The sequence below is a fragment of the Pseudomonas triclosanedens genome (genome assembly GCF_026686735.1).
GTDB lineage: Bacteria > Pseudomonadota > Gammaproteobacteria > Pseudomonadales > Pseudomonadaceae > Pseudomonas > Pseudomonas triclosanedens.
Genome location: NZ_CP113432.1, coordinates 2,998,425 through 3,020,691 on the forward strand (window position 1 = coordinate 2,998,425; position 22,267 = coordinate 3,020,691).

A 22,267-nucleotide genomic window follows, 5' to 3' on the forward strand; every position below is an offset into this window, starting at 1 on the left:
CTGGCGATCGCCGCGCGGCTGCCTGTTCAGTCCTCCGGCGCCGCGGCTGCCCTCGACACGGCGTTGCCGCGCAGCCTGCGCAGCTCCAGCGGGGGCATGTCGAACCAGCGCAGGTGCGCCCGGCAGAACGACGCGGTGTGGCAGTAGCCCAGCTCCCGGGCGATCTGGCTGACGCTCAGGCTGGTATTGCAGAGCATCTGTTCGGCCTGGCGGCGGCGGATTTGTTCCAGGTATCCCTCGAAATCGATGCCATCGCCGGCCAGCCGGCGTTGCAGCGTCCTCGGGTGCAGGCCGAAGGAGCGCGCCACCTGCTGGAGATTGCAGCGGCTGCGCGGCAGCAGCGCCTGGATATGCTGTTCGACCTTGGCCTGCAGATCGTTCTCCGCCTTGCTGCTGGCCTCCAGATAGAAGCGCGTGATGGCGTGCAGCGCCGGGTCGTGCTGTACGCAACTGCGCAGCAAGGTTTCCGGCGGCAGGCTGAGTGCGTTGTGATCCTGGCCGAACAGCACCTGGCAGCCGAAATAACGGCGATAGACCTCCGGGGCGGCCTGGGGCTGGTGGCGGAGCAGCACCGTGCGTGGCCGGAACGATGCGCCGAGCAGCTCGGAGATCAGCAGCTTGCCCTGAAGTACTGACTTTTCGACGATCTGCGGGATTTCCTCGGTCCGTGGCAGGACATTGTCGAAGTACAGCAGTGCCCTGTTGGGACGGCGCTCCAGGCGGTAATGGATCGACGGGCTATAGATGTGCATGTAGCGCAGCACCGAAACCAGCCCGTCGCCGACGGTGGGCGCCGAATGCGCCAGGTGCTGAAGCGGGCCCAGCAGCGAAGAACCCTGCCGTGCGGCCAGCTCCATGCCCAGTTCGGGCATGCGCACGGCATGGGCGCTGCCTTCGAATATCTGCGCAAGGCTGCGGTAGGAGAGTTTCCTGTCGAAGTTGCCCACTACTTCCGGGTCGACGCGGTGCGGTGCGAGATGCTCGCGCAACGATGCCCCTTCCTCGGAGAGAAGTTCACCAAACTGGAGGAAGGCGGTACCACGAATGCTGTCCATCAAGTAACTCGTGCTGGAAAGGCGATGCCGAAAGGGAAGCCGGGCAGCCGCACCGGAACGGTCTGGGCGCCGGTGCGGCGCCCAGACCTGGTTGCCTTACTTGCTCTTGAGCGCCTGGAAGGTCTTGACCATGTCCGAGGCCCAGCCGTCGAGTACAGCGCGGGCGTCCCTGGCCTGCATGACCTGATCGGAGTTCTCCAGTTCGGTGCCGGCTCCCTTACGTACCACCTGGGCCACTACCTTGCCGCTGCCGCCGTCGAGGAATGCCGCTTCGGTGGAGATACTGGTGTCCTGGTCGCGGATGCCGGTGGCGGTGCTCACACCCGCGGCGATCAGCGCGATCGGGATCACCTCATAGGGCTGCAGGCCCTTGGTCTCGGCACTCACGGCGGTGATCGCCGGGCGTACCACCAGAACACCCGGGCCAGGGCCGCTGGCCAGCGGCAGAGCCTTGGAGAACTGTGTTTTCAGGGCCTGGTCGTAGTACTGGGTGATGCCTTGCAGGGTACCGGCGGGAATCTTCTCCGTTGGCTTGGGCTGCGGATAGAGCTGGCTCGGCTCGACGTAGACGCTGGAGAAGCGCTTCACGTCGACGCCCGGGTCGATCCAGCGCATGACCGGCGCGCCGGTCGGCGACTTGTCTTCCTTGAGAATGCTGTAGTTCTTCAGGAACCCGGAATACTGCTCGGGCTCGACGTACTTGCTCGCACAGCCGGACAACGCGAGGGATGCGCAGCACAGCGTGGTCAGCAAAAACTTCGACTTCATCATATGGCTCCTTGGGACGGATCGTCAGGCAATGTTGGCTATGGTCCTGGTTGAGTCGTTCTGGTTCGCGTCGGTGGTCGCTCAGAAGTGCCAGGTCACCCCTGTGCCCAATACATGCGGCGCACCGTCCCTGTGAGTGCCCGATAGCGTCTCGCCGCTGCGCTTCATGCTCGGCTCGCCCAGCCAGAATGAAGTGTAGGCGGCGTGGGCGGAGTGGCCATCATCTGCTTCCTGCTTCCGCCCGGTGTGCGCCGCGGGCAGCCCGGAGATTGCCGCCGGGGTGCTCAGCAGCGCGATCGGCTCACGGTCGGACGCCACGCTGCCAGCCTCATGGATCAGCAGGCCGGCGGCCCAGGCGTTGCCATAGGGCAGGCAGGTGGCGGAAAAGGACAGGAAAAACAGGCGCAGGGCGTTCGCAGATCGGTACTGACTCTGATTCATCTAGCTTCCTTGGCTGGTCCGACGAACATGAATGTGCACACCCGCACAAGCCGGTCTCCTGACCGGCTCTTCCGTCATCGGGCCACGCGGACCGTCCTGCGGAAAGCGAGTTCGCACGGAGACTGAATCTAGTTCAGAAACCGCCAAAGTACGCGCCGCCAGCAACAGAAAGTTAGAGGGCGAAGATGTTCATTTCACGACAGTGCCCATTGCGTGATGTGTATGACTGGACCGGTTACAACGGCTACAGTGTCAGCCAACCCGCTGGCGGGACGGAAAGTCCACGCCAAAGCGCCGTCGGCCCAGGGCCGGCTCATATAAGAACGACGGTTGGGAAAGGACAATGACAACGACCGCACGCGACCTGATCGCAAACCTCGAAGCCAGCGTGAGCGCCCAGGTGCTGGGGCAGCAGGAAACCATCCGGCACATCCTGCTCGGCTTGCTGGCTAATGGTCATGTACTGCTGGAGAGCCTGCCGGGCCTGGCCAAGACGCGCACGGTGAAGGCACTTTCGAAGAATCTCGATGCGCGCATGAGCCGCATACAGTTCACCCCGGACTTGCTGCCATCAGATATCACTGGCGGCGAAATTCTCCAGCAGACCGAATCTGGCAATCAGTTGAAGTTCCAGCCCGGCCCGCTGTTCGGTAACGTCATCCTCGCCGACGAAATCAACCGCGCCCCGGCCAAGGTCCAGGCGGCGCTGCTGGAAGCGATGGAAGAGCGGCAGATCACCGTGGCCGGGCAAACCCATGTCATGCCCGGCCTGTTCATGGTGCTGGCGACGCAGAACCCCATCGAGCAGGAGGGCACCTATCCGCTGCCCGAGGCGCAGATGGACCGCTTCCTGATGAAGTTGCTCATCGACTATCCCAAGGTCGAGGACGAAACCCAGGTGCTGCGCCTGGTACGCGAGGAGGAGCAGCGGCAGCAGGCCGGCGCCGCCGACGTGCGGTCCGAGCCGCTCGCCCAGGAGGCGATCTTCGAGGCGCGGCGCCATGTCGGCCGGGTCCATGTGTCCGAACCGCTGGACCGCTACCTGATGGATCTGGTCAACGCCACGCGCCATCCGGCCGACTACGACAACGACCTGGCGCGCTGGATCAAGGTCGGCGCCAGCCCTCGTGGCGGCATCAGCCTGGATCGCGTGGCGCGCGCCCATGCGTGGATCGAGGGCAACGACTACGTGTCCCCGGACGATGTGCGTGCGGTGCTGCACCCGGTTCTGCGCCACCGCCTGCTGCTCTCCTACGATGCGGTAGCCGATGGCGTGAGCGCCGACCAGGTGCTGGATCGTCTGCTCGACAAAGTGGCGGTTCCGGCATAGGGGAGGGGGCATGCAGGACCAACGTCCCGTGGCCGACGGCTTCGTCTACGCCTCGCTGGAGCAATTGATGCTGCTGGAACATCGGGTGCGCGACCTGAGTTTCCTGTCGCGCCAGCCGTTATCCAGCGTGCTCTCCGGCAATCATGCTGCGCGCCTGAGAGGCCGTGGCCTGAGCTTTGACGAGCTGCGCCAGTACAATCCCGGCGACGACCTGCGCCACCTCGACTGGCGCGCCTCGCTGCGCTACGGCAAGCCATTCGTGCGCAGCTATACCGAGGAACGCGACCGGCCGACCCTGCTGCTGGTGGACCAGCGCATGAGCATGTATTTCGGCTCGCGGCGCAACTTCAAATCGGTGACCGCTGCCGAACTGGCGGCCATCGGCGCCTGGATGGCCTTCCATGCCGGCGACCGGGTTGGAGGTCTGGTGTTCGACGATCACCGCGTCGAGCATGTGCGCCCGCTGCGCAGCCGGGCCCGGGTCGAGGCGCTGTGTTCGACCGTCGTGCGCTTCAACCAAGCGCTGCATGCCAAGCGCACCGAAGACGCCGCACCGGGACAACTGGACCGCGTATTGCGCGAATGCCTGGGGATCGCCGGGCATGACCACCTGATCGTGATCGTCAGCGATTTCGCCGGCGTCTCCGCGCAAACCCTGCAGTTGCTGCGCCAGTTGAACCGCCACAACGATGTGCTGGCCTTGCAGGTATTCGACCCCATCGCGCTCAAGCTGCCTGACCGTGGCCGGGTGACCGTGACCCAGGGCGAGTTGCAGGTCGAGCTGGAAGTGGAGCGCCGCCAGGTGTACCGGCCACTGGGCGAATTTCTCTCCGGGCGATTGAAGGATGTCGCCACCTTGCTGCGGCGTAGCCAGGTGCCGCTGATGATGTTCAGCAGCGGACAGGACAGCCTCGAACAGTTGCGCGGTGAACTGGGCCACCTGACGGCGCTGCAACGATGAGCACGCCGGTGATCCCCAGCATCGATCAATTGCGCGAACTGCCCCTGCCGCCGCCACCGGCCAGCTACTGGCCGCAAACCTGGGGTTGGCTGCTGCTGGCGGCCGCCGCGCTGGCCCTGGCCTGCGCATGGGGCCTGTGGCGCTACCTGCGCTGGCGACGTGACCGCTACCGGCGCGAGGCGCTGGCTCTGCATGACGAGCTGGTACAGTCGCTGGACGACGGCGGGCGCCGCATTGCCGCGCTGCGCGAACTGCCGCAACTGATCAAGCGCGTAGCACTGTCGATGCCCGCCGGCGAAGCGGCGGCCCGCCTGGGTGGCGATGACTGGCAGGCGTTCCTGCAACGCCATAGCGCCACGCCACTGCCCGAGGATTTCGCAAAGCGCCTGGCACTGCTGGCCTATGCGCCGGAGCAGCAGCTCCGGGCGCTGGATGCCGATGAGCTGCATACATTGCTGAGCGCGAGCCGGCGCTGGATCGAGGCGCACCATGTGGCAGTTTGACTATCCCTGGATGCTGTTCCTGCTACCGCTGCCGTGGCTTGCCTACCGCTACCTCGGCACCTACACCGAGACCCGCAGCGCGCTGCGCGTGCCGTTCTTCGCCGCCATGAGCCAGGCCGCCGGGCAGACTCCCGGCAGCGCCGCCGCTAGCGGCGGGCGTTGGCAACTGCCGCTGAACCTGCTGGTGTGGGTACTCATCCTCGCCGCCTGCGCACGCCCGGTGCTGGTGGAAAAGCCCATCGAACGGGAGCAACCGACCCGCGACCTGATGCTGGCCATCGACATCTCCCAGTCGATGGAGACCACCGACTACAGCGCACCCGACGGTAGCCGGCAGGATCGCCTGAGCGCAGTGAAGAGCGTAGTGCGCGACTTCATCGCCAGACGCAAGGACGACCGTATCGGTCTGATCGTCTTCGGCAGCGGCGCCTTCCCGCAGGCGCCGCTGACCCAGGACCACGCCAGCCTGGGCATTCTGCTGGATGAAGTTGGCGCCGGCATGGCCGGGCCGAATACCGCGCTGGGCGATGCTATCGGCCTTACCGTCAAACTGCTGGACAATGCCAAGGAACAGGAAAAGGTGCTGATCCTGCTCACCGACGGCAATGACACCGGCAGTGCCATCACACCGCAGCATGCGGCTGCCATCGCCCGCGACCATGGCGTGGTGGTACACACCATCGGCATCGGCGACCCCGAGGCCAGCGGCGAGGCCAAGGTGGACCTGGATGCCCTGCGGGAGATCGCCAGCACCACCGGCGGGCGCTTCTTCCGCGCCGGAGACCGTGACGCCTTGCAGGAGGTCTACGCCACCCTCGACCGGATCACCCCCCACATGGTGAAGACACTCAGCCACCAGCCCAAGCGCGACCTGTTCTGGTGGCCGTTGGGTACCGCGCTGCTCGGCCTGCTGCTGGCCCACCTGACAGCCGCGCTCGGGTCCCGGCTGCATGCCCCTCGGCGGCGCGAAGCGATGGAGGAGGGCTGAGATGGAAATCGACCTGTCCGCCTTCCACTTCCTGCGGCCGCTATGGCTGCTCGTGCTGATCCCCGGCGTGCTCCTGCCGCTGGCCTGGGTGCGTCGGCACGACCTTGCGCGGCGCCTCGAAGGGGTGATCGCGGCTCACCTGCTGCAACACCTGATCATCACCCCGCAGGACAACCATCGCGTGCGGCCGGTGCATTTACTGGCCGGTTTGCTGATCCTCGGCGGCGTGGCCGCCGCCGGGCCGACCTGGGAGCAGGACCGCCCGGACTTCCTCGACAACCGCGCGCCGCTGATTCTTGCCGTGGACCTTTCCGCCTCGATGGATGCCGACGACGTGCCGCCATCGCGGCTTGCAGCCGTTCGCCACAAACTGCACGACCTGATCCAGCGCCGCGCCGGCAGTCGCGTGGCGCTGATCGCCTATGCCGGCAGCGCGCACCTGGTGCTGCCCGCCACTGACGACCCGGCGCTGCTCGACAGCTTTCTGCAGGCGCTGTCCACCCACCTTATCGAGCGCGGCGGGAAGGACGCCCTGGGTGCAATTGTCGTGGCCAAGCGCCTGCTGGCTGCCGAGGAATCTCCCGGCACCCTGGTGCTGCTCACCGACGGCGCGGACGCCAGCCAGTTCGACGCCATCGGCAAACAGTTGCAGGGCAGCGACCTGCAGGTACTGGTGCTGGCGGTGGGCAGCCAGGATGGCGGGCTGCTGCCTGACAGCGGCGCAGCGCCACGGCTCGACGAGCAGGGCCGGCCTCAACTTGGCCGCTTCGATGCCCAGGGCCTGAAGGGGCTGGCCGATGCGGCGGATGCGCCGCTCGGCAGCCTGACGCTCAACGACGATGACCTCGACTGGATCGAACTGCATGCCCAGCAGCACTTCCAGGCGGTGCATGACGACGAGCAGCAGGTGCACTGGAAGGATGCCGGCTACTGGCTGTGCTGGCCGCTGCTGCTGCTCGCGCTGCTGACTATCCGCCGTGGCTGGCGGGTGAACTGGCTGGGCGCCGTGCTGTTGGCGCTGGGGCTGGGCCTGCCGTCGCAGCCGGCACATGCCGGCGCTCTGGCAGATGCCTTCTTCACTCGCGACCAGCAGGGGCGCTGGGCCTTCGAACACGAGCACTACCCGCAAGCCGCCGCGCATTTCGACGACAGCTACTGGAAGGGCCTGGCGGCCTATCGCGCCGCCGAGTTCGATGTTGCGCTGGCCAGCTTCGCCCGCCTGGATACCGCGCCGGGCTATTTCTACCTGGGCAATACCTATGTGCGCCTGTCGAAGTTCGAACAGGCCATCGCCGCTTACCGCCGGGCCCTGCGCCTGCGCGCCGACTTTCCCGAAGCCAAGGCCAACCTGGCACTGGCCGAAGCCTTGCAAAAAGACCGGGATGACCAGCAGGACGCGGGGCCGCCGGGAGAGAAGGCCGACAAGGAAGTGTTCGACAACAACTCCGGCAAGGGCAAGACGGTGACGCGCAAGGGACCGCGGGCGAACTCCGATGAGCTGTGGTTGAACAACCTGACCACCTCGCCGGCACAGTTCCTCAAACGCAAGTTCCAGTTGCAGGACGCCAGCAAGGAGCCCGCGCCATGAAGTGGATCGTTGTCTGCCTGCTCCTGCTGCCGCTGCTCGCGCGGGCCGACCTGCCCGAGGTGAAGGTTCGCAGCCAGCTCCTGCCGGCGGATTCAGTTCTGGTCGGCGGCACACTGAGCCTGCAGGTGGACGTGCTGGTGGACACCTGGTTCAGCGCCGCACCGCGCCTGCCACGGCTGGGCCTGGATGGCGCGGTGGTGTCGGAACCCGGCGGCGAGGCCACCCATCTGAACGAGCGGATCGACGGCAAGCCCTTCTTCGGCCTGCGCTTCACTTACCAGATCACCCCCCAGCAGTCGCGGGCCTTCGAAATTCCACCGCTGGACTTACAGGTGGAGCCGGCGCAGGGCAGTGGACCAGTCACCGTGCACAGCAGTGCGCTGAGCTTCGTCGCCCGGCAGCCCACCGGCGCCAGTGACGACGGTGAGCAACACCTGGTGGCGCGACAGGTCGAGTTCACCCAGGAACTGAAGCCTTCCCACCAGCCGCTGCGGGTCGGTGACAGCGTGGTCCGCCTCCTGCACATCAAAGCGCAGGGCGCCCAGGCCATGCTTATCCCGCCACCGGCATTCGTCGAGGTGGAGGGCCTGAAGCGCTATGTACAGACGCCGGTGGTCGCGCCGCTGGGCGATGGCCGGGGGAGCGTCGATGGCGGCATGCGCGACGACAGCGTCACCTACGTGGTGACCGAGCCCGGCGAGTTCACCCTGCCGTCGGTCGAATTGCACTGGTGGGACGCCGCCAGTGGCGAGCCGCGCATCAGCAAGGTTGCCGCGCTGGATTTGCAGGCCAGCGCGGACGCTGGTTACCGCGCGCCATTCTCCATCACCGATGACCTGCGGGCGCTGGGCCAGAAAACTCAGTTGCGCATCGCCCGGCATTGGCTCGTATTGCTGGTCGGGCTGCTGGTGTTGGGTGTGCTGGGCTGTGCCGGGCGTTTCTGGGGGCCGGGATGGATCGATGTCTGGAAGCGCTGGCGGCGTACCCGGCGCCAGGCCTGGCTGGAATCGCCGGAGTACGCCTGGCGACAGGTCCGCGGCCAGCTTGAGGGCACGCCGCCTGAGCTGGGCGCGCTGTACCTGTGGATTCGCCGGACCAGCGGTTGTCGTGAAATGCGCAGCTATTTGCGCAATCGCCCCGTCACTCTGGACAAACCTTTGCTAGCGTTCTTCAGGACCCGTTATGGACGCGGGTATGGCGAAGGAAAGACCAATGAACTGGTCAGCACCTTGCCCTCGCTGCAGGAAGCGGCCAGCCGGCAGGCCGGCGCCAAAGTCGGGAAAGGGGGCCTCAAGCCGCTCAACCCGTGAGTCACCGAGTGCACACATCAAGGAAGCTCCATGCGCCGATACGTTGCTTCTCGCTGGTTGTTCGCCGTACTGCTGATGCTGCCGCTGCTGGGGCAGGCCGAGGAAGCACTGTCCTCCTGGAATGACGGCTCTTCGCGCCAGGCCATCATGGCCTTCGTCGAAGCGGTGACCACCGAAGGCAGCCCGGATTACGTGGCGCCCGCCGAGCGTATCGCGGTGTTCGACAACGACGGCACCCTGTGGAGCGAGCAGCCGATGTACTTCCAGGTGCTGTTCGCCCTTGAGGAAGTCAGGCGCCTGGCGCCACAGCATCCCGAATGGAAGGACCGGCAACCGTTCAAGGCGGTACTGGAAAACGACCGCAAGACCCTGGCCGAGAGCGGCGTGAAGGGCATTCTGGAAATCGTCGCCGCCACCCACTCTGGCATGAGTACCGACGAGTTCATCGGCAATGCCCGCCGCTGGCTGGCCAGCGCGCGGCATCCGCGCAGCCAGAAGCCGTACACCGAAATGGTGTTCCAGCCAATGCTGGAGTTGCTCGACTACCTGCGTGCGCACGGCTTCAAGACCTACATCGTCTCCGGTGGCGAAGTGGCGTTCATGCGCGCCTTCGCCGAGGAGGTCTACGGCATTGTGCCGGAGCAGGTGATCGGCACTACCCTGGGTAGCCGCTTCGAGGATCGCGATGGCCAGTTGTCGATCCAGCGCCTGCCGAAACTGGTTCACAACGACGATGGCCCGGGCAAGCCGGAGAGCATCGACAGCATCATCGGCCGCCGGCCGATCCTCGCCTTCGGCAACTCCGACGGCGACCTGCAGATGCTGCAATGGACCGTGGCCGGAAAAGGCAAGCGCCTCGCCGCGCTGGTGCACCACACCGACGGCGAGCGCGAGTGGGCGTATGACAGGGAAAGCACGGTCGGGCGCCTGGACAAGGCACTCGATGAGGCCAGGGCCAAGGGCTGGGTGGTCGTGGACATGGCCACGGAATGGAAGCGGATCTATCCGTTCGATCAGTAAGCAACGCAACCGAAGACAGCCGCAGGGGCACAGGAGATCGCCAGCCGGATAGTCGGCATCGCCAGTGAACGCAGTCGTGGAATACGACAAAGTGACTGGAATGGAGAAACATCAATGAAGCGCACGGGAAGATGGCTATCGCGGTTCGTCCTGGCGGCGACGGCGATAGCGGGAATTTCGATTGCACATGCCGCGGATAAGCCGAATATCCTGGTGATCTTCGGCGACGACGTTGGCCAGACCAATATCAGCGCCTATTCCTTCGGCGTGGTCGGCTACAAGACGCCGAACATCGACCGCATCGCCCATGAAGGGATGATGTTCACCGACTACTATGCCGAGAACAGTTGTACCGCCGGCCGTTCCACCTTCATCACCGGCCAGTCGGTATTGCGTACCGGCCTGTCGAAGGTCGGAATGCCGGGCGTGCCCGTCGGCCTGCAGGCGCGCGACATCACCATTGCCCAGGCACTTAAGGCCAAGGGCTACGCCACCGGCCAGTTCGGCAAGAACCACCTGGGCGACAAGGACGAGTACCTGCCGACCAACCACGGCTTCGACGAGTTCTTCGGCAACCTCTACCACCTCAACGCCGAGGAAGAGCCGGAGCGTCCGTACTGGCCGAAGGACGACGCCGCCTTCGTCAAGGCCGCTTCGCCGCGCGGGGTGATCCACTCCTTCGCCGACGGCAAGATCGAGGACACCGGCCCGCTGAACAAGAAGCGCATGGAAACCATCGATGACGAGACGACCCAGGCCGCCATCAACTTCATGGACAAACAGGTCAAGGCCGACAAGCCGTTCTTCGTCTGGATGAACACCACCCGCATGCACCTGTTCACCCACGTGCGCGAGTCGATGCAGGGCCAGAGCGGCATGCCGGGCAACGAGTACGCCGACGGCATGCTTGAGCACGACGCCGACGTCGGCAAACTGCTCAAGGCGGTGGACGACCTGAAGATCGGCGATAACACCATCGTCATCTACACCACCGACAACGGCCCGAACCAGTTCTCCTGGCCGGATTCGGCGACCACCCCGTTCCGCAACGAGAAGAACTCCAACTGGGAGGGCGCCTATCGCGTACCGGCGATGATCCGCTGGCCGAACCACATCAAGCCAGGCGAAGTGTCCAACGAGATGTTCTCGGGACTGGACTGGTTCCCGACCCTGCTCGCCGCCGTGGGTGACACCGACATCAAGGAGCGCCTGCTCAAGGGCGCTGACATCGGTGGCAAGAACTTCAAGGTCCACCTCGACGGCTTCAACCAGCTCGATCTGCTGACTGGCAAGACCGACAAGGGCGCACGCCACGAGTTCTACTACTTCAACGACGACGGCGAACTGGTCGCCATGCGCTTCGACAACTGGAAGCTGGTGTTCTGTGAGCAGCGTGCGCCGGGCGGCTTCAAGGTATGGAGCGAGCCCTTCGTCTGCCTGCGGGTGCCAAAGCTGTTCAACCTGCGCATGGACCCCTACGAGCGGGCTGACGTGGTCTCCGATCAGTACTACGACTGGACGACCAAGAACGTCTACCTGGCCTTCCAGGGCGAGCGCAAGGCCGCGGCCTTCCTGCAGACCTTCGTTGACTACCCGCCGAGCCAGCGCCCGGCGAGCTTCAGCCTCGACCAGGTCCGCGAGAGCGTGGACAAGCAGATCGAAGAGAAGATGAAGCAGATGAAACAGTGAGCCCGGGCGTAGTGCCGGGATTGCGCCGGCACTCGTTCCATACGCCCGCGACGACTTGTCCGTCGCGGGCTTTCCTCTGTCTGACAAGGCGTACTCGATGTCTTCAGCCGCCAGTTCGTCCCGCATGAATTCCACCCGCAGTGCCGACCGTATCCATATGCAAGGCCGCCAGTTGCGCTTGCTGGTCCCCGCACTGCTGATGTTCGTTTCCGGCGGAGCGGCGCTCGTCTACCAGGTGCTGTGGGTCAAACAACTATCCATTGTCGTGGGCGTCGAAGTCTTCGCTGTCACCACGGCAATCAGTGCGTTCTTCGCCGGGCTCGCCCTGGGCGGGCTGGCTTTCGGACGCCGAGCCGATCGCCTGCAGCGCCCGGTATTGCTCTACGCGGGCCTGGAACTGCTGGTGGCGGTGCTCGGTGTCGCCGCCACACTGGGGCTGTCGGCTTCCGCCGGGCTCTTTGCCCGCCTCGAAGACAGCGTCGGGGTGCTGGCCTGGCTGCTGCCGTTCCTGTTGGTCGGTTTGCCAGCGTTCTTCATGGGGGGCACGCTCCCGGTGCTGGTGCGCGCCGTGCGCCCGCAGGAGGGGCAGATGGGTAGGGCAGGCGGCGGCCTGTACGCGGCGAATACCGCCGGCGCCATCGCTGGCAGCTTGCTGGCGGCGTTCCTGTTGCTGCCGGGGCTGGGTGTGCTGGGCAGCGCCTATGCCGCCGCCGGCCTGAACCTGCTGGCTGCACTGGGCGCGGTGCTCGCCCAGCGTGGGCGTGCCGAGCCGGTGGAGCCGCCTGCCGTCACGGCGGGGACGCGCAGCCTGGCGACTGTCCTGTACTGCCTGGCCGGCGGTGTGGCGCTGGGTTACGAGGTGGTGTGGACGCAATCCATCGTGCAATTCATGAGCACCCGCGCCTTTGCCTTCGCGGTGGTGCTGGCCACCTATCTGCTCGGCCTGGTGCTGGGCAGCGCACTGTACGCCCGTCGCGCCGACCGTATCGGTGATCCGTGGGGAGCTTTCGCAGTGCTCATCGGGGCAGCCGGGTTACTGGCGATCCTGCAGATCGCCGGCCTTGGGCAATGGCTGGTGATCGCCCAGACCCGTGCCGAGGCGCTGGCGTTGAGTCTGGGCGGCAGCGAACTGGTGGGCATGTCCGCGCGCTTCGTGGTGGCGGCGGCGAGCGTGGTGTTCCTGCCGACCACGCTGCTCGGCGCGGCCTTCCCCCTGGCATTGCGCCTTGCCGTGGACAGCGCCCATGTCGGCCGCGACGTGGGCCGTGTGGTGGCATTGAATACGCTCGGCGGCATCGTCGGTGTGGGGCTCACCGGTTTTGTGCTGGTGCCGGCTCTGGGCCTGGTGCGCACCTTGGCGGCACTGGCGATGCTCGCGGCGGCCATCGGTTTGTTGGCCGCCTGGCGCGGAGCGTCGGTGAGCAAGCCCGCGCGTATCGCCGTGGGAGTGATCGCCGTCGCCACCCTGGCCAGCGCCGTGCTGACCTCGCCGCGCCACCTGGCCGAGCTGATGCCGGGAGCGCGCAACGGGCAGATCACTTTCTATGAGGAGGGCCGTGGCGGCACCGTGGCGGTGGTGGAGCAGGGCAGGGAGGGGCGTCGCTTCAGCCGCCTGTATATCCAGGGTGTTTCCAATACCGGCGACGCCATGCCATCGCTGCGCTACATGCGCCTTCAGGCGTTGCTGCCATTGCTGATCCACCGCGGTGAGCCGCGCTCGTCGCTGGTGATCGGCTTCGGCACCGGCATCACCGCCGGCGCGATGCTGCGCTATCGCGACCTGGAGCATCCGGTTGTGGCGGAGCTGCTGCCGGAAGTGCTGGCGGCGGCACCGCAGTTCCGCGGCACCTTCGATGCCATCCGCGACCCGCGCCTGGATATCCGCCTGCGTGATGGCCGGCGCGAGCTGCTGCGCAGCGAACAGCGTTACGACATGATCACCCTGGAACCGCCGCCGCCATCCGCCGCCGGGGTGGTGAACCTCTATTCGCGTGACTTCTACCAGCTCGCCGCCAGCCGGCTGCGGGAAAACGGCGTGGTCGCCCAATGGCTGCCGTTGCCCACGCAGAACGATGAAGACAGCCGTTCGCTGGTACGCAGCTTCATCGATGTATTCCCCCATGCGTCTCTGTGGACCACCGAGTTCCACGAAATGCTCTTGGTGGGTTCGTTGCAGCCGCTGCAACTGGACGTGCCGCGCATCCGCCAGCGCTTCGCCCAGCCGGAGGTGGCGGCGGCGCTGGGTGAAGTGGGTGTCGATTCCGCCCAGGCGCTGCTCGCTACCTGGATCACCGACCGCCAGGGGCTGGAGGTCTACGCCGGCGACGCCGATCCGGTCACCGACGACCAGCCGCGCATCGAGTATGCGCCGTGGGTGCGCTCCAGGGAGATCACCCGGGTATTGCCGGCCCTGCTGGCCCTGCGCACGGCTCCGCCGCTGGAGAACGCGGAGCCATCGTTCCGCGGCGCAGTGGATGACCAGTGGCAGCGCCTGCTGCACTTCTACGGTGTTAGCCTGAGCGCCTACCGTGGTGACCGTGCCGCCTGGGCGCGCGACGTACGGCAGGTTGCCCGGGAGGACGGTGACAACCCGTACTATCGCTGGTTCATTGGGGGCGACTGATGTCAGGGCGTCAATCGCCGGCCAGCTCCTGGACCTGCCAGCGCACCGAGCTGACGCCTTTTTCCAGGCTGATGCGGGCGACCAGCCGCTCCAACTGAGAAGTAGCGCCGTGGTTGCCGAGCAGCTCGGCGCGTACTTCCAGTTTCGCGGGGTTGGGCTGGTCCTCGCTGTGCAGTGACTGCAGGCGCAGGGTAGAACTGTCGAGGCTGTGCAGCATCAGGCTGCGAACCTGGATTTCATCCTCGGCGCGGCAGACGATTTCCACGCCGTAGCGCAGTTCCATCTCCGTGGCCGGCACCATGTCCTGGTGATTCAGGCGGTGGGCAATGTCGCGCAGCAGGATATTGGCGCATAGCACGACCAGGGTGCCGAGTCCGGCTTCCAGCAGCAGGCCCATGCTGCACAGCACACCGATGGCCGCCGTGCACCAGAGGGTGGCGGCGGTGTTCAGGCCACGCACATTGAGCCCGTCGCGCATGATCACGCCGCCACCGAGGAACCCGATGCCGGAAACCACGTAGGCAGCGATGCGCGAGGCATCTCCGGCCAGGCCGGGAACACCCTGGGTCATCAGCACGAACAGGCAGGCGCCAGTGCTGACCAGGGCATTGGTGCGCAGGCCGGTGAGACGCTGACGCAGTTGGCGTTCGGCGCCGATCAATGCACCGAGAATGAGTGCCACGGCAACGCGCAGCAGGAAGATTTTCCAATCCATGATTCACCTCGTACTCCGGCCGTGGGCCGGCAAGAGCGCCGGATGCGGTCCGGCGCGGGTTCGGGGGGATGGATTGCAAAAGGTCGCGCCGCCGCGCCGGATCGAGCCGGTGGGGCGGGAGGGGAGAATGGGGATGCGTCATCCCGGGGCGGGATGCGGATCGCCACTGTCCGCTGGGTTCAGCGAGACAGCGGCAGAAAATGCTGCCGGACGTACTCGCTGTTCAGACCTGTCGCAATCGACTGGGGCAACTGTCCAAGGCAGGACTCCTGTGTAGGGACAAAAACGCGGCGAAACGTATGCCGCGAGGCTGGCAGCGTCAAGCCTGCGAGCCGGACGCGGGAGCAGTATCGCGAACTTGGCTTAGCGCTGGCTTAACGACTGCGTAGCGACTGCCAGACAGCGCATGCGGGAGGGCGATGTCACGCACTCGTGCATCAGCTCCGCAAGTGTTGCCTGTCGATCATGGGCGAGGCTCCGGCGGTTCTCACCACGGGAGCCTGCTGGACGATCAGCTCGCTGGCTCTATGCCGCGTGTTCGCGCTCGCGGCCTGCACGCACATCGAAAGCGCCGCCGGTGAGCACGCCATCCACGGTGATGCGCCCCTTGCCGGGCAGCAGCGGGAACACCAGCTCGGCGAAGCGATAGGCTTCCTCCAGGTGCGGATATCCCGACAGCACGAAGCTGTCCACCCCCAGCTCCGCGTATTCGAGCAGGCGGGCGGCGACTGTCTGCGGATCGCCCACCAGCGCGGTGCCCGCGCCGCCGCGAACCAACCCCACACCGGCCCACAGGTTGGGACTGACTTCCAGGCGATTACGGTCACCACCGTGCAGTGCCGCCATACGTTGCTGGCCCACCGAATCCATCTTCGCGTAATTCGCCTGGGCTGCTGCAATGGTTGCGTCGTCCAGGTGACTGATCAGTTCGTTAGCGGCGGCCCAGGCTTTCTCGCTGGTCTCGCGCACGATCACATGCAGACGCACGCCAAAGCGAACCGTGCGTCCGTGGCGGGCTGCTCGTTCGCGCACATCGGCGATCTTCTCCGCGACCGCAGCCGGCGGTTCGCCCCAGGTCAGGTAGGCATCGACATGTGTGGCGGCCAGCTCATGGGCGGCGGGCGACGAGCCGCCGAAATAGAGAGGAGGGTGGGGCTTCTGGATCGGAGGGAAGAAGTTCTGCGCGCCCTTCACCTTGAGGTGATCGCCATCGAAATCCACGGTTTCACCAGCCATCAGCCGGCGCCAGATCGTCAAGAATTCGTCGGATGCCGCATAACGCTGATCGTGGCTTAGAAACACGCCATCGGCTTCAAGCTCGGTGCTGTCGCCTCCGGGCACGACATTGAGCAGCAGCCGACCATTGCTCGCCTGGTCGAGCGACGCCGCCTGGCGCGCGGAAGCCGTCGGGTTGCCCAGCGACGTGCGTAGCGCCACCAGCAGTTTGATTCGCTGGGTCACAGGCACCAGGCTGGCGGCAGTAACCCAGGGGTCGAGGCAACTGCTGCCGGTGGGGATCAGCAGGCCGTCGTAACCCAGTTGATCGGCGGCCACGGCGATCTGGCGCATGTATTGGTTGGTGGCCGGTCGGCCGCTGCTGGAATGGCCCAGATAGCGGGTATCCCCGGAAGTGGGCAGAAACCAGAAAATATCGAGACTCATAGGGTGTCCTCGTTGCCATCGTCGGTTTGGGGCAAAAGCCCCGTCGGTGCACGCGTGGCAAAACTCATTGGAATTCGTGGCCCGTTGCCGGTGCTTGTCGGCGAGACTTGCTTGAATGCAAGGAATGGGGCCCATGCCGGTAACGCAATCCCTGTGCCAGCGCTCCAGGCGAGGCACCGCGCAGTCAACGCATGGCGAACTGTTGGTCTGGCAACAGTGTTGTTGATTGAGTGTTGCTGAAAAGATAGTCGGCAACATCGCTGGAGCGGTTCTGGCCCTGGAAGGCGTTTACGAGCATCCGCACTTCATGGTGTTCAGCCTGACCAGACCGCAAACCTATCCTGATGAGATGTTCTGGTCGGACATTCGCACCTTGCGAGTGCTGAAGGACCGAGCCGGATAATCTGGCGATCGCCAGCCTGGAAACGAAGGAAACCCCGTAGAGCGATCTGCGGGGTTTTGTGCATCCTGGGCTCAGCCGCAAATACCCTAGGCTTCGCATAATGTATATTATGTTAAATTACATGTAGGCTTTGAATGTCACTCTCAGGATGCACCTTGCGCTGAACAAGATCTTCAAACCTCGCGCCTCGTCACCGCCCCAAAACAGCATCTCGTGGAAAACGGCGCAAATCTTGACCACTGAGCTTCATCTGCCCGGTCATGTTGGGCCAGCCACAGCCTCTATCGAGGGGCGTCACGATATCCGCGTGGGCAGCGCTGCTCGTCGGCTTCGCTTTCCAGACCATTACCGAGTAGCTGGCTGTGGGCACCAACGTCGAATAACCCATGCAGGCCCCAGCGCATGCCGGGTTGGCTCATGCGAAATTCTAAAGCATTGCCAGCCTGGATCGTGAGCTGGAAGGCTTCGCGCTGATGACTTCGATGATCGCGGAGATCCGGTCGACGGCCAGCGGCAGGACGTTCTTGGGCTGGCCGGTGCAAGCACATGGCTGTGGCCCTTGCCCACCCTCCTCTTTCACAGATGATGATCCGTTCGAGTCATTACGCTTCCTGTCGTCTCAACTCTTTTCCTCTGCTTTCAGTTTGAGCACCTGGCGAGCGAAGTCTGCGGGCTCGATACATCTTTGTTGAGCTGCAAGACAAAGCTCAGCCCATCCCTTTTGCCTGCGCAGATACTGTCTGTTGACGTCGGATGTATCGGGCGGAATGCTGCGTTCGATTTCTTCGGCCAGCGCGGGCACAAGCAGCAGAAATGCAGCCACCGCTGCATCAATGAGATCTGCGTCTTCCACAATTTTCCCCTGGCGACGACAAGTACGGCTCTTCCTGTCCTCACGAAACATGGCTCGTGGTTTCGTAGACAGCCAGGCCGCCGGCACACGGAAGGAGTCATCTGCTTCGTTGGGGCCGTCGAGCGAATTAGAGCCTAAGACTTTCCCGCAAACCATGCGGCTTGCGGGAAAGCGTGTTCAGTCACGAGGACTGAACCTTTAGGCCATCAGCTATGGCCGCCATGGCTGTGCTGGCCACCTTTACGGCCTGCTTCAGATGCTTTTTGCGGGTCGTTGGCGAAGTTGCCGCCGCTGTGCTGGCCGCCTTTCTTCCCTGCTTCGCTGGCCTTCTGTTTGTCGTTGGCGAAATTGCCGGGGTTCTTGTTGGTAGTCATGGTGATTACCTCGCTGGGCAGTGAATGAAGATGCAAGGTCGAGAAATCGATGCCTTACACCGGGTCTGAAAAATTGCCCGGAACGATGTTCAACTTGATTGCCTATCTATCGATGGGCGGGCATGGATCGCTCCGTGGTTTCATCGCTCTATGCGTGCCGTCGTCATTGCCGGGCGCTCAGCATCTTTCGCCCTGCAGCGCTCTGCGATGGAATTCGGGAATCAGTTCAAGCCCATGTCGAATCGTCTGATGCCGCATCCACTGCGGCTCGCCGTTGAAGCGCATGCGGCGGGTGAACAGGGCCAACCCCTCGTGCATGCGAAACCCCCAGGCCAGGCAGACCGTCCCTGGTGCGATGCCATCCTTGCCCTCCGCATCCAGCAGCCCGGTGACGGCGAGCACGGCGGTCGCTGGCTTGTAGCGAAACGCTGCCTCCGCCATTGCCTTTGCCACCTCGACACTGGTCAGGTTGAAGTCCTCCAGCCACATCGCTTCCACACCCAGAAGCTCGCGCTTGGCTGTAGGCGAATAGACCACGATGCCTCCTTCCATTACTTGTCCACTTCCAGGTATTGAAGACAGTACTGCAGAGATATGACCTCCGGTGCATGACTCGGCGGTGAGCAGGCGCAGGCGTTGCCGCTCCAGGTAATCCACGACCCTTTGGGCCGATTCGCGCAGTTCGGCTTCGAACATGATCAAAAACTCCGGCCGGGGCGTTGCGGCGGGGGCGGAAAAGCGTCCATTCGATGGCCCGCTCCGGTTCGTCCAGGCAAATGGGTTTGAGTAGGCAGGAGGTCTTCGGTTGCTCCTCCAGGGACTGCCTCGATGTTGCTCGCAGCCCGATGGGCTGGCTCCCTTCTCCTGGAAGCGAACCGAGCAAGTTCCGCGCCTGGAGCGCTCTTTCGAACACCCTCGCCCCAGACCGCCTCCAGGCGTGGATAGTCGCAGCGTGCAATCAGCAATGCGCACGATCGGCAGAAGTTGCCGGTGCATTTCGCCCGAACGAAACGGCAGATAAAAAATCCTTGGCACCAATTCCAACCGGACCGGTCGCAAGCAATAGCGGAGCGAGGAACCGAGCATGGGCAAGCAAGCACGCAGCGCCGCCGACGATGATTTCGGTGCGCGCGAGTATCCCTTTCCCGAGCAGATAGAAGGCCAGCGTCGCGCCTGGCGGCTGGAGCGCATTTCGCTCTACGGGCTGGTCGCGATTGTTCTACTGGCGGTGGCAGGCGTGTTCTCCAGCGGCCCCTTGAGCAGCGCAAAACAGGCCAGCGATGGAGGTCGCCTCGAGGTCGAGTACGAACGATTCGAACGCTTGGGCGCCAGTAGCCGATTGCACATCAAGTTACGCGGCAACCCCGGTGCCGAGGCTCGGCTACGCCTGAACGGCGACCTGCTCTCCGGTCACGATGTGCAAAGCCTGCAGCCAGAGCTACCAGCTCGCAGTTGGGAGGGTGGCCTGGAGCTGCTGGGCAGATTGGACGAGCGCGGCGAGCTGCATCTGTACCTGGCATTGCTGGCCACGCAGCCGGGGCTGCTAACGCATCGGATTTTCTACGCCGATGCGCAGCTCGAGTTCCAGCAACTGGTCTACCCCTGAGGAGCCTGTCATGGATTCCGTCCTGCGCGCCGTAAGCATCTACCTTTTCCTGATCATACTGTTCCGCCTGGTGGGCAAGCGCGCTTTGGCGGACGTCAGCACTTTCGATCTGCTGTTTCTGATGATCATCAGCGAGGCAACCCAGCAGGCCATGCTCGGTGACGATTTCTCCACGACCAATGCTCTGCTGGTAATCATCACTCTGGTGGTGATGGATGTTGTTTTCTCGCTCATGAAGCTGCGCTTTCCACGTATGGACCGGATCATCGAGGGTGCATCGATCCTGATCGTCGAACATGGCCGTCCACTCAAGAACCGGCTTGCCGAAGCGCGACTGCGCGAAGAGGACATCCTGCTCGAGGCGCGGCAATCGCAAGGGGTGGAGCGCATGGAGCAGATTCGCTTCGCCATCCTGGAGAAGAACGGGAAGATATCGATCATTCGCGAGGCCGGTTGAGCACTCGCGCGCGCCACGCGTCTCGACGCCGCAAGGAAATAAATCTGAACAGCGGCCCTCCTGCCCTTTCAAATGGAACACACACCTTCGGGAGGATTACCCATGACCGCAAAACAAGACAACCTGCTGGATTGGCTGCGCGATGCCCATGCCATGGAACAACAGGCGGAGAAGATGCTCGAGGCCCAGGCCGGCAGGCTCGAACATTACCCTGAGTTGAAATCGCGCATCCTGCAGCATCTGGATGAGACACGCGGCCAGCAACGTCTGCTCGAAGAGTGCCTGAAGCGTCTCGACAGCAGCCCCTCCACCTTCAAGGACATGGGCGCAAAACTCATGGCGTTCGGTCAGGCTGTCAGTGGCATGACGGTCAGCGATGAAGTGGTCAAAGGCGCCATGAGCGGCTATGTCTTCGAGAACATGGAGATTGCCGCCTACACCGTGCTGATTGCCGCGGCTCAGGAAGTTGGAGACGCGGCCACGGAGTCGGCGCTCAAGCAGATCCTTCCCCAGGAAGTAGCGATGGCGGAATGGCTACGCGAGCATTTGCCCGAAATAACAGGCGCCTATTTGGCCCGCGACAAGGTGGATGCCGACGCAGCCAAGCGATGAACTGACCAGGCGTGGCGCATTTGCCGACCGGCTCGATATCTACCGGGGAGCTGGTGGCCTTGATCGAGCCGGTCCGTTCGGCACTTGTGTACGTTGTATCCTTCCACGCTTTTGAAACCTTGCAGATCGTGAGCGGGACCGTGCAGGCAGCGGGCGTCAGGCGGGCCTCTTCCGTTGAACCGGGACCGGTCCAAGCGATCGGCATGGAACACCTTCAGGAGCAGGACACTCATGACTGACTTCATGCAGGAGCGCGCTGGAAGCGGGAATCGGCTACTGGACGAACTTCTTCTGGCGCGCGGTCCCGGTGGTCAGGAAAACGAAGTCCGCGCCGTTTGCCATAGAGAACTAATCAAGTACTGCGACCGTGTCTGGACAGATGCTGCTGGAAATCTGATAGGTCTCATCGCCGGCAACGCAGAGAAAGGTCCTGCGGTAAAAGTCATGGCGCACCTGGATGAGATCGCGATGATCGTGAAGCGCGTGGAGGACGATGGAGCGCTGAGGGTAGTAGCGCTGGGCGGCGCCAACCCGGTGAGTTTCGGGGTGTGCCCGGTCGACATCCTCGCGGAGAAAGCAGTGCTGCCTGGCGTGCTTTCTTACGGCTCCATGCACATCACCAATGAGTCGCCCCAGGGTAAGGATGTGCAGACGGGGGCGGTGCATTGGGAAGATGTGCACGTCGTGACCCGTATGAGCCGGGAACAGCTTCGTGATGCCGGCGTACGTCCAGGAACACGTGTGGTGCTGTCTCAGCACTGGCGGCAGCCCTGGCGGGTTGGCGACGCCATCGCTGCTCATTTTCTGGATGATCGTGCGCCCCTGGCTGCCTGCATTGAAGCGGCTGCTCTGCTGGCCGCGCGCAAGGCGGAGCTGGGCTGCGATGCCTACCTGGTGTTCACCACAATGGAAGAGGAATCCAACTCCGGGGCGATGTTCGCGGCACGCACGCTGCCCGGGGACGTTGCCGTCGCAGTGGAGGTCGGCCCGGTGATGCCTGAGTACGCGACTCGATTGAGCATTGATCCGATCATCAGCACCGGGGACCAGAAGGCCTATTACACCCGTGCGATCGCGGAGCAGCTTCATCGCGCCGGGGTGCGCTGTGGCTATCAGCCTCAGTTTGCTCTATTGCTTGATTTTGCTTCCGACGCCAGCGCCGTGCTGGCTGCCGGGGTCTGTCCGCAGAGCGGCTGCATTGCGATACCCACGGAGAACACTCACGGTTACGAGATGATCCTCGCAGAAGGCATTGGCGCCTGCGCCAGGACATTGACCCAGTATCTGGTCGACTTCGCCTAGCCGTGCG

Annotated in this window: 22 protein-coding genes; 14 read left to right on the plus strand and 8 right to left on the minus strand. The window is 64.2% G+C overall.

The window, feature by feature from the left end; genetic code table 11:
- Positions 1–26: 26 nt before the first annotated feature.
- The 3 genes from OU419_RS13860 to OU419_RS13870 all read right to left on the minus strand — a co-directional run bounded on the left by OU419_RS13860 (position 27) and on the right by OU419_RS13870 (position 2,264).
- The gene (locus tag OU419_RS13860; protein WP_254474235.1) at positions 27–1,055 is read right to left on the minus strand and encodes an AraC family transcriptional regulator; all 1,029 of its coding nucleotides are present in this window, start codon (positions 1,053–1,055) and stop codon (positions 27–29) included.
- 96 nt (positions 1,056–1,151) lie between these two features.
- Entirely contained in the window at positions 1,152–1,823 is a 672-nt protein-coding gene (locus OU419_RS13865) for a DUF3313 domain-containing protein (RefSeq protein WP_254474234.1), read from the minus strand.
- 81 nt (positions 1,824–1,904) lie between these two features.
- Positions 1,905–2,264, minus strand: a complete 360-nt coding sequence (locus OU419_RS13870; RefSeq protein WP_254474233.1) for a hypothetical protein — start codon at positions 2,262–2,264, stop codon at positions 1,905–1,907.
- 343 nt (positions 2,265–2,607) lie between these two features.
- Between OU419_RS13870 and OU419_RS13875 the strand changes: the two genes are divergently transcribed.
- The 9 genes from OU419_RS13875 (at position 2,608) to OU419_RS13915 (ending at position 14,276) form a co-directional block, all read left to right on the plus strand.
- Positions 2,608–3,594: an AAA family ATPase gene (locus OU419_RS13875; RefSeq protein WP_254474232.1), complete on the plus strand. Its 987-nt coding sequence runs from the start codon at positions 2,608–2,610 to the stop codon at positions 3,592–3,594.
- A gap of 10 nt (positions 3,595–3,604) precedes the next feature.
- Complete coding sequence (locus OU419_RS13880; RefSeq protein ID WP_254474231.1) at positions 3,605–4,555, plus strand: DUF58 domain-containing protein; 951 nt, start codon at positions 3,605–3,607, stop codon at positions 4,553–4,555.
- On the plus strand, positions 4,552–5,058 hold the full coding sequence (locus OU419_RS13885; RefSeq protein WP_254474230.1) for a DUF4381 domain-containing protein: 507 nt from the start codon (positions 4,552–4,554) through the stop codon (positions 5,056–5,058). The genes OU419_RS13880 and OU419_RS13885 overlap by 4 nt, the downstream gene beginning before the upstream one ends.
- The gene (locus OU419_RS13890) at positions 5,045–6,046 is read left to right on the plus strand and encodes a vWA domain-containing protein (protein ID WP_254474229.1); all 1,002 of its coding nucleotides are present in this window, start codon (positions 5,045–5,047) and stop codon (positions 6,044–6,046) included. Before OU419_RS13885 ends, OU419_RS13890 begins: the two co-directional genes overlap by 14 nt.
- 1 nt (position 6,047) lies before the next feature.
- Complete coding sequence (locus OU419_RS13895; protein WP_254474227.1) at positions 6,048–7,634, plus strand: VWA domain-containing protein; 1,587 nt, start codon at positions 6,048–6,050, stop codon at positions 7,632–7,634.
- Entirely contained in the window at positions 7,631–8,944 is a 1,314-nt protein-coding gene (locus tag OU419_RS13900; RefSeq protein WP_254474225.1) for a hypothetical protein, read from the plus strand. Before OU419_RS13895 ends, OU419_RS13900 begins: the two co-directional genes overlap by 4 nt.
- Positions 8,945–8,974: 30 nt before the next feature.
- Complete coding sequence (locus OU419_RS13905; protein WP_254474223.1) at positions 8,975–9,964, plus strand: HAD family hydrolase; 990 nt, start codon at positions 8,975–8,977, stop codon at positions 9,962–9,964.
- Positions 9,965–10,078: 114 nt separating this feature from the next.
- Positions 10,079–11,653 (plus strand): arylsulfatase, encoded by a 1,575-nt coding sequence (locus OU419_RS13910; protein WP_254474215.1) that lies wholly within the window; start codon positions 10,079–10,081, stop codon positions 11,651–11,653.
- A gap of 124 nt (positions 11,654–11,777) precedes the next feature.
- Entirely contained in the window at positions 11,778–14,276 is a 2,499-nt protein-coding gene (locus OU419_RS13915; RefSeq protein ID WP_254474214.1) for a fused MFS/spermidine synthase, read from the plus strand.
- A 10-nt stretch (positions 14,277–14,286) separates the two neighbouring features.
- Here the strand turns inward: OU419_RS13915 and OU419_RS13920 are convergent, their stop codons facing one another.
- Together OU419_RS13920 and ssuD are read right to left on the minus strand one after the other, a co-directional pair.
- Entirely contained in the window at positions 14,287–14,991 is a 705-nt protein-coding gene (locus tag OU419_RS13920; RefSeq protein ID WP_254474213.1) for an MgtC/SapB family protein, read from the minus strand.
- Between the two features lie 525 nt (positions 14,992–15,516).
- Entirely contained in the window at positions 15,517–16,653 is a 1,137-nt protein-coding gene (gene ssuD / locus OU419_RS13925; protein ID WP_254474212.1) for an FMNH2-dependent alkanesulfonate monooxygenase, read from the minus strand.
- Between the two features lie 226 nt (positions 16,654–16,879).
- Between ssuD and OU419_RS13930 the strand changes: the two genes are divergently transcribed.
- Positions 16,880–17,056 carry a hypothetical protein gene (locus tag OU419_RS13930; protein ID WP_254474211.1) on the plus strand — a complete coding sequence of 59 codons (177 nt, stop codon included), beginning with the start codon at positions 16,880–16,882 and terminating at the stop codon, positions 17,054–17,056.
- A gap of 619 nt (positions 17,057–17,675) precedes the next feature.
- Here the strand turns inward: OU419_RS13930 and OU419_RS13935 are convergent.
- The 3 genes from OU419_RS13935 to OU419_RS13945 all read right to left on the minus strand — a co-directional run bounded on the left by OU419_RS13935 (position 17,676) and on the right by OU419_RS13945 (position 18,979).
- A complete protein-coding gene (locus OU419_RS13935; protein WP_254474210.1) occupies positions 17,676–17,960 on the minus strand; it encodes a hypothetical protein in 285 nt (94 codons plus the stop codon).
- A gap of 155 nt (positions 17,961–18,115) precedes the next feature.
- Positions 18,116–18,283 carry a con-10 family general stress protein gene (locus OU419_RS13940; protein WP_408004942.1) on the minus strand — a complete coding sequence of 56 codons (168 nt, stop codon included), beginning with the start codon at positions 18,281–18,283 and terminating at the stop codon, positions 18,116–18,118.
- A gap of 177 nt (positions 18,284–18,460) precedes the next feature.
- Entirely contained in the window at positions 18,461–18,979 is a 519-nt protein-coding gene (locus tag OU419_RS13945) for a CinA family protein (RefSeq protein WP_254474209.1), read from the minus strand.
- 388 nt (positions 18,980–19,367) lie between these two features.
- On the opposite strand from OU419_RS13945, the gene OU419_RS13950 reads away from it, so the two are divergent.
- The 4 genes from OU419_RS13950 (at position 19,368) to OU419_RS13965 (ending at position 22,260) form a co-directional block, all read left to right on the plus strand.
- On the plus strand, positions 19,368–19,889 hold the full coding sequence (locus OU419_RS13950) for a hypothetical protein (protein WP_254474207.1): 522 nt from the start codon (positions 19,368–19,370) through the stop codon (positions 19,887–19,889).
- A gap of 10 nt (positions 19,890–19,899) precedes the next feature.
- Positions 19,900–20,346 carry a DUF421 domain-containing protein gene (locus tag OU419_RS13955; protein WP_254474205.1) on the plus strand — a complete coding sequence of 149 codons (447 nt, stop codon included), beginning with the start codon at positions 19,900–19,902 and terminating at the stop codon, positions 20,344–20,346.
- Between the two features lie 102 nt (positions 20,347–20,448).
- Entirely contained in the window at positions 20,449–20,958 is a 510-nt protein-coding gene (locus tag OU419_RS13960) for a ferritin-like domain-containing protein (RefSeq protein ID WP_254474204.1), read from the plus strand.
- Between the two features lie 243 nt (positions 20,959–21,201).
- The gene (locus OU419_RS13965) at positions 21,202–22,260 is read left to right on the plus strand and encodes a zinc-binding metallopeptidase family protein (RefSeq protein ID WP_408004955.1); all 1,059 of its coding nucleotides are present in this window, start codon (positions 21,202–21,204) and stop codon (positions 22,258–22,260) included.
- The last annotated feature ends 7 nt before the right edge of the window (positions 22,261–22,267 follow it).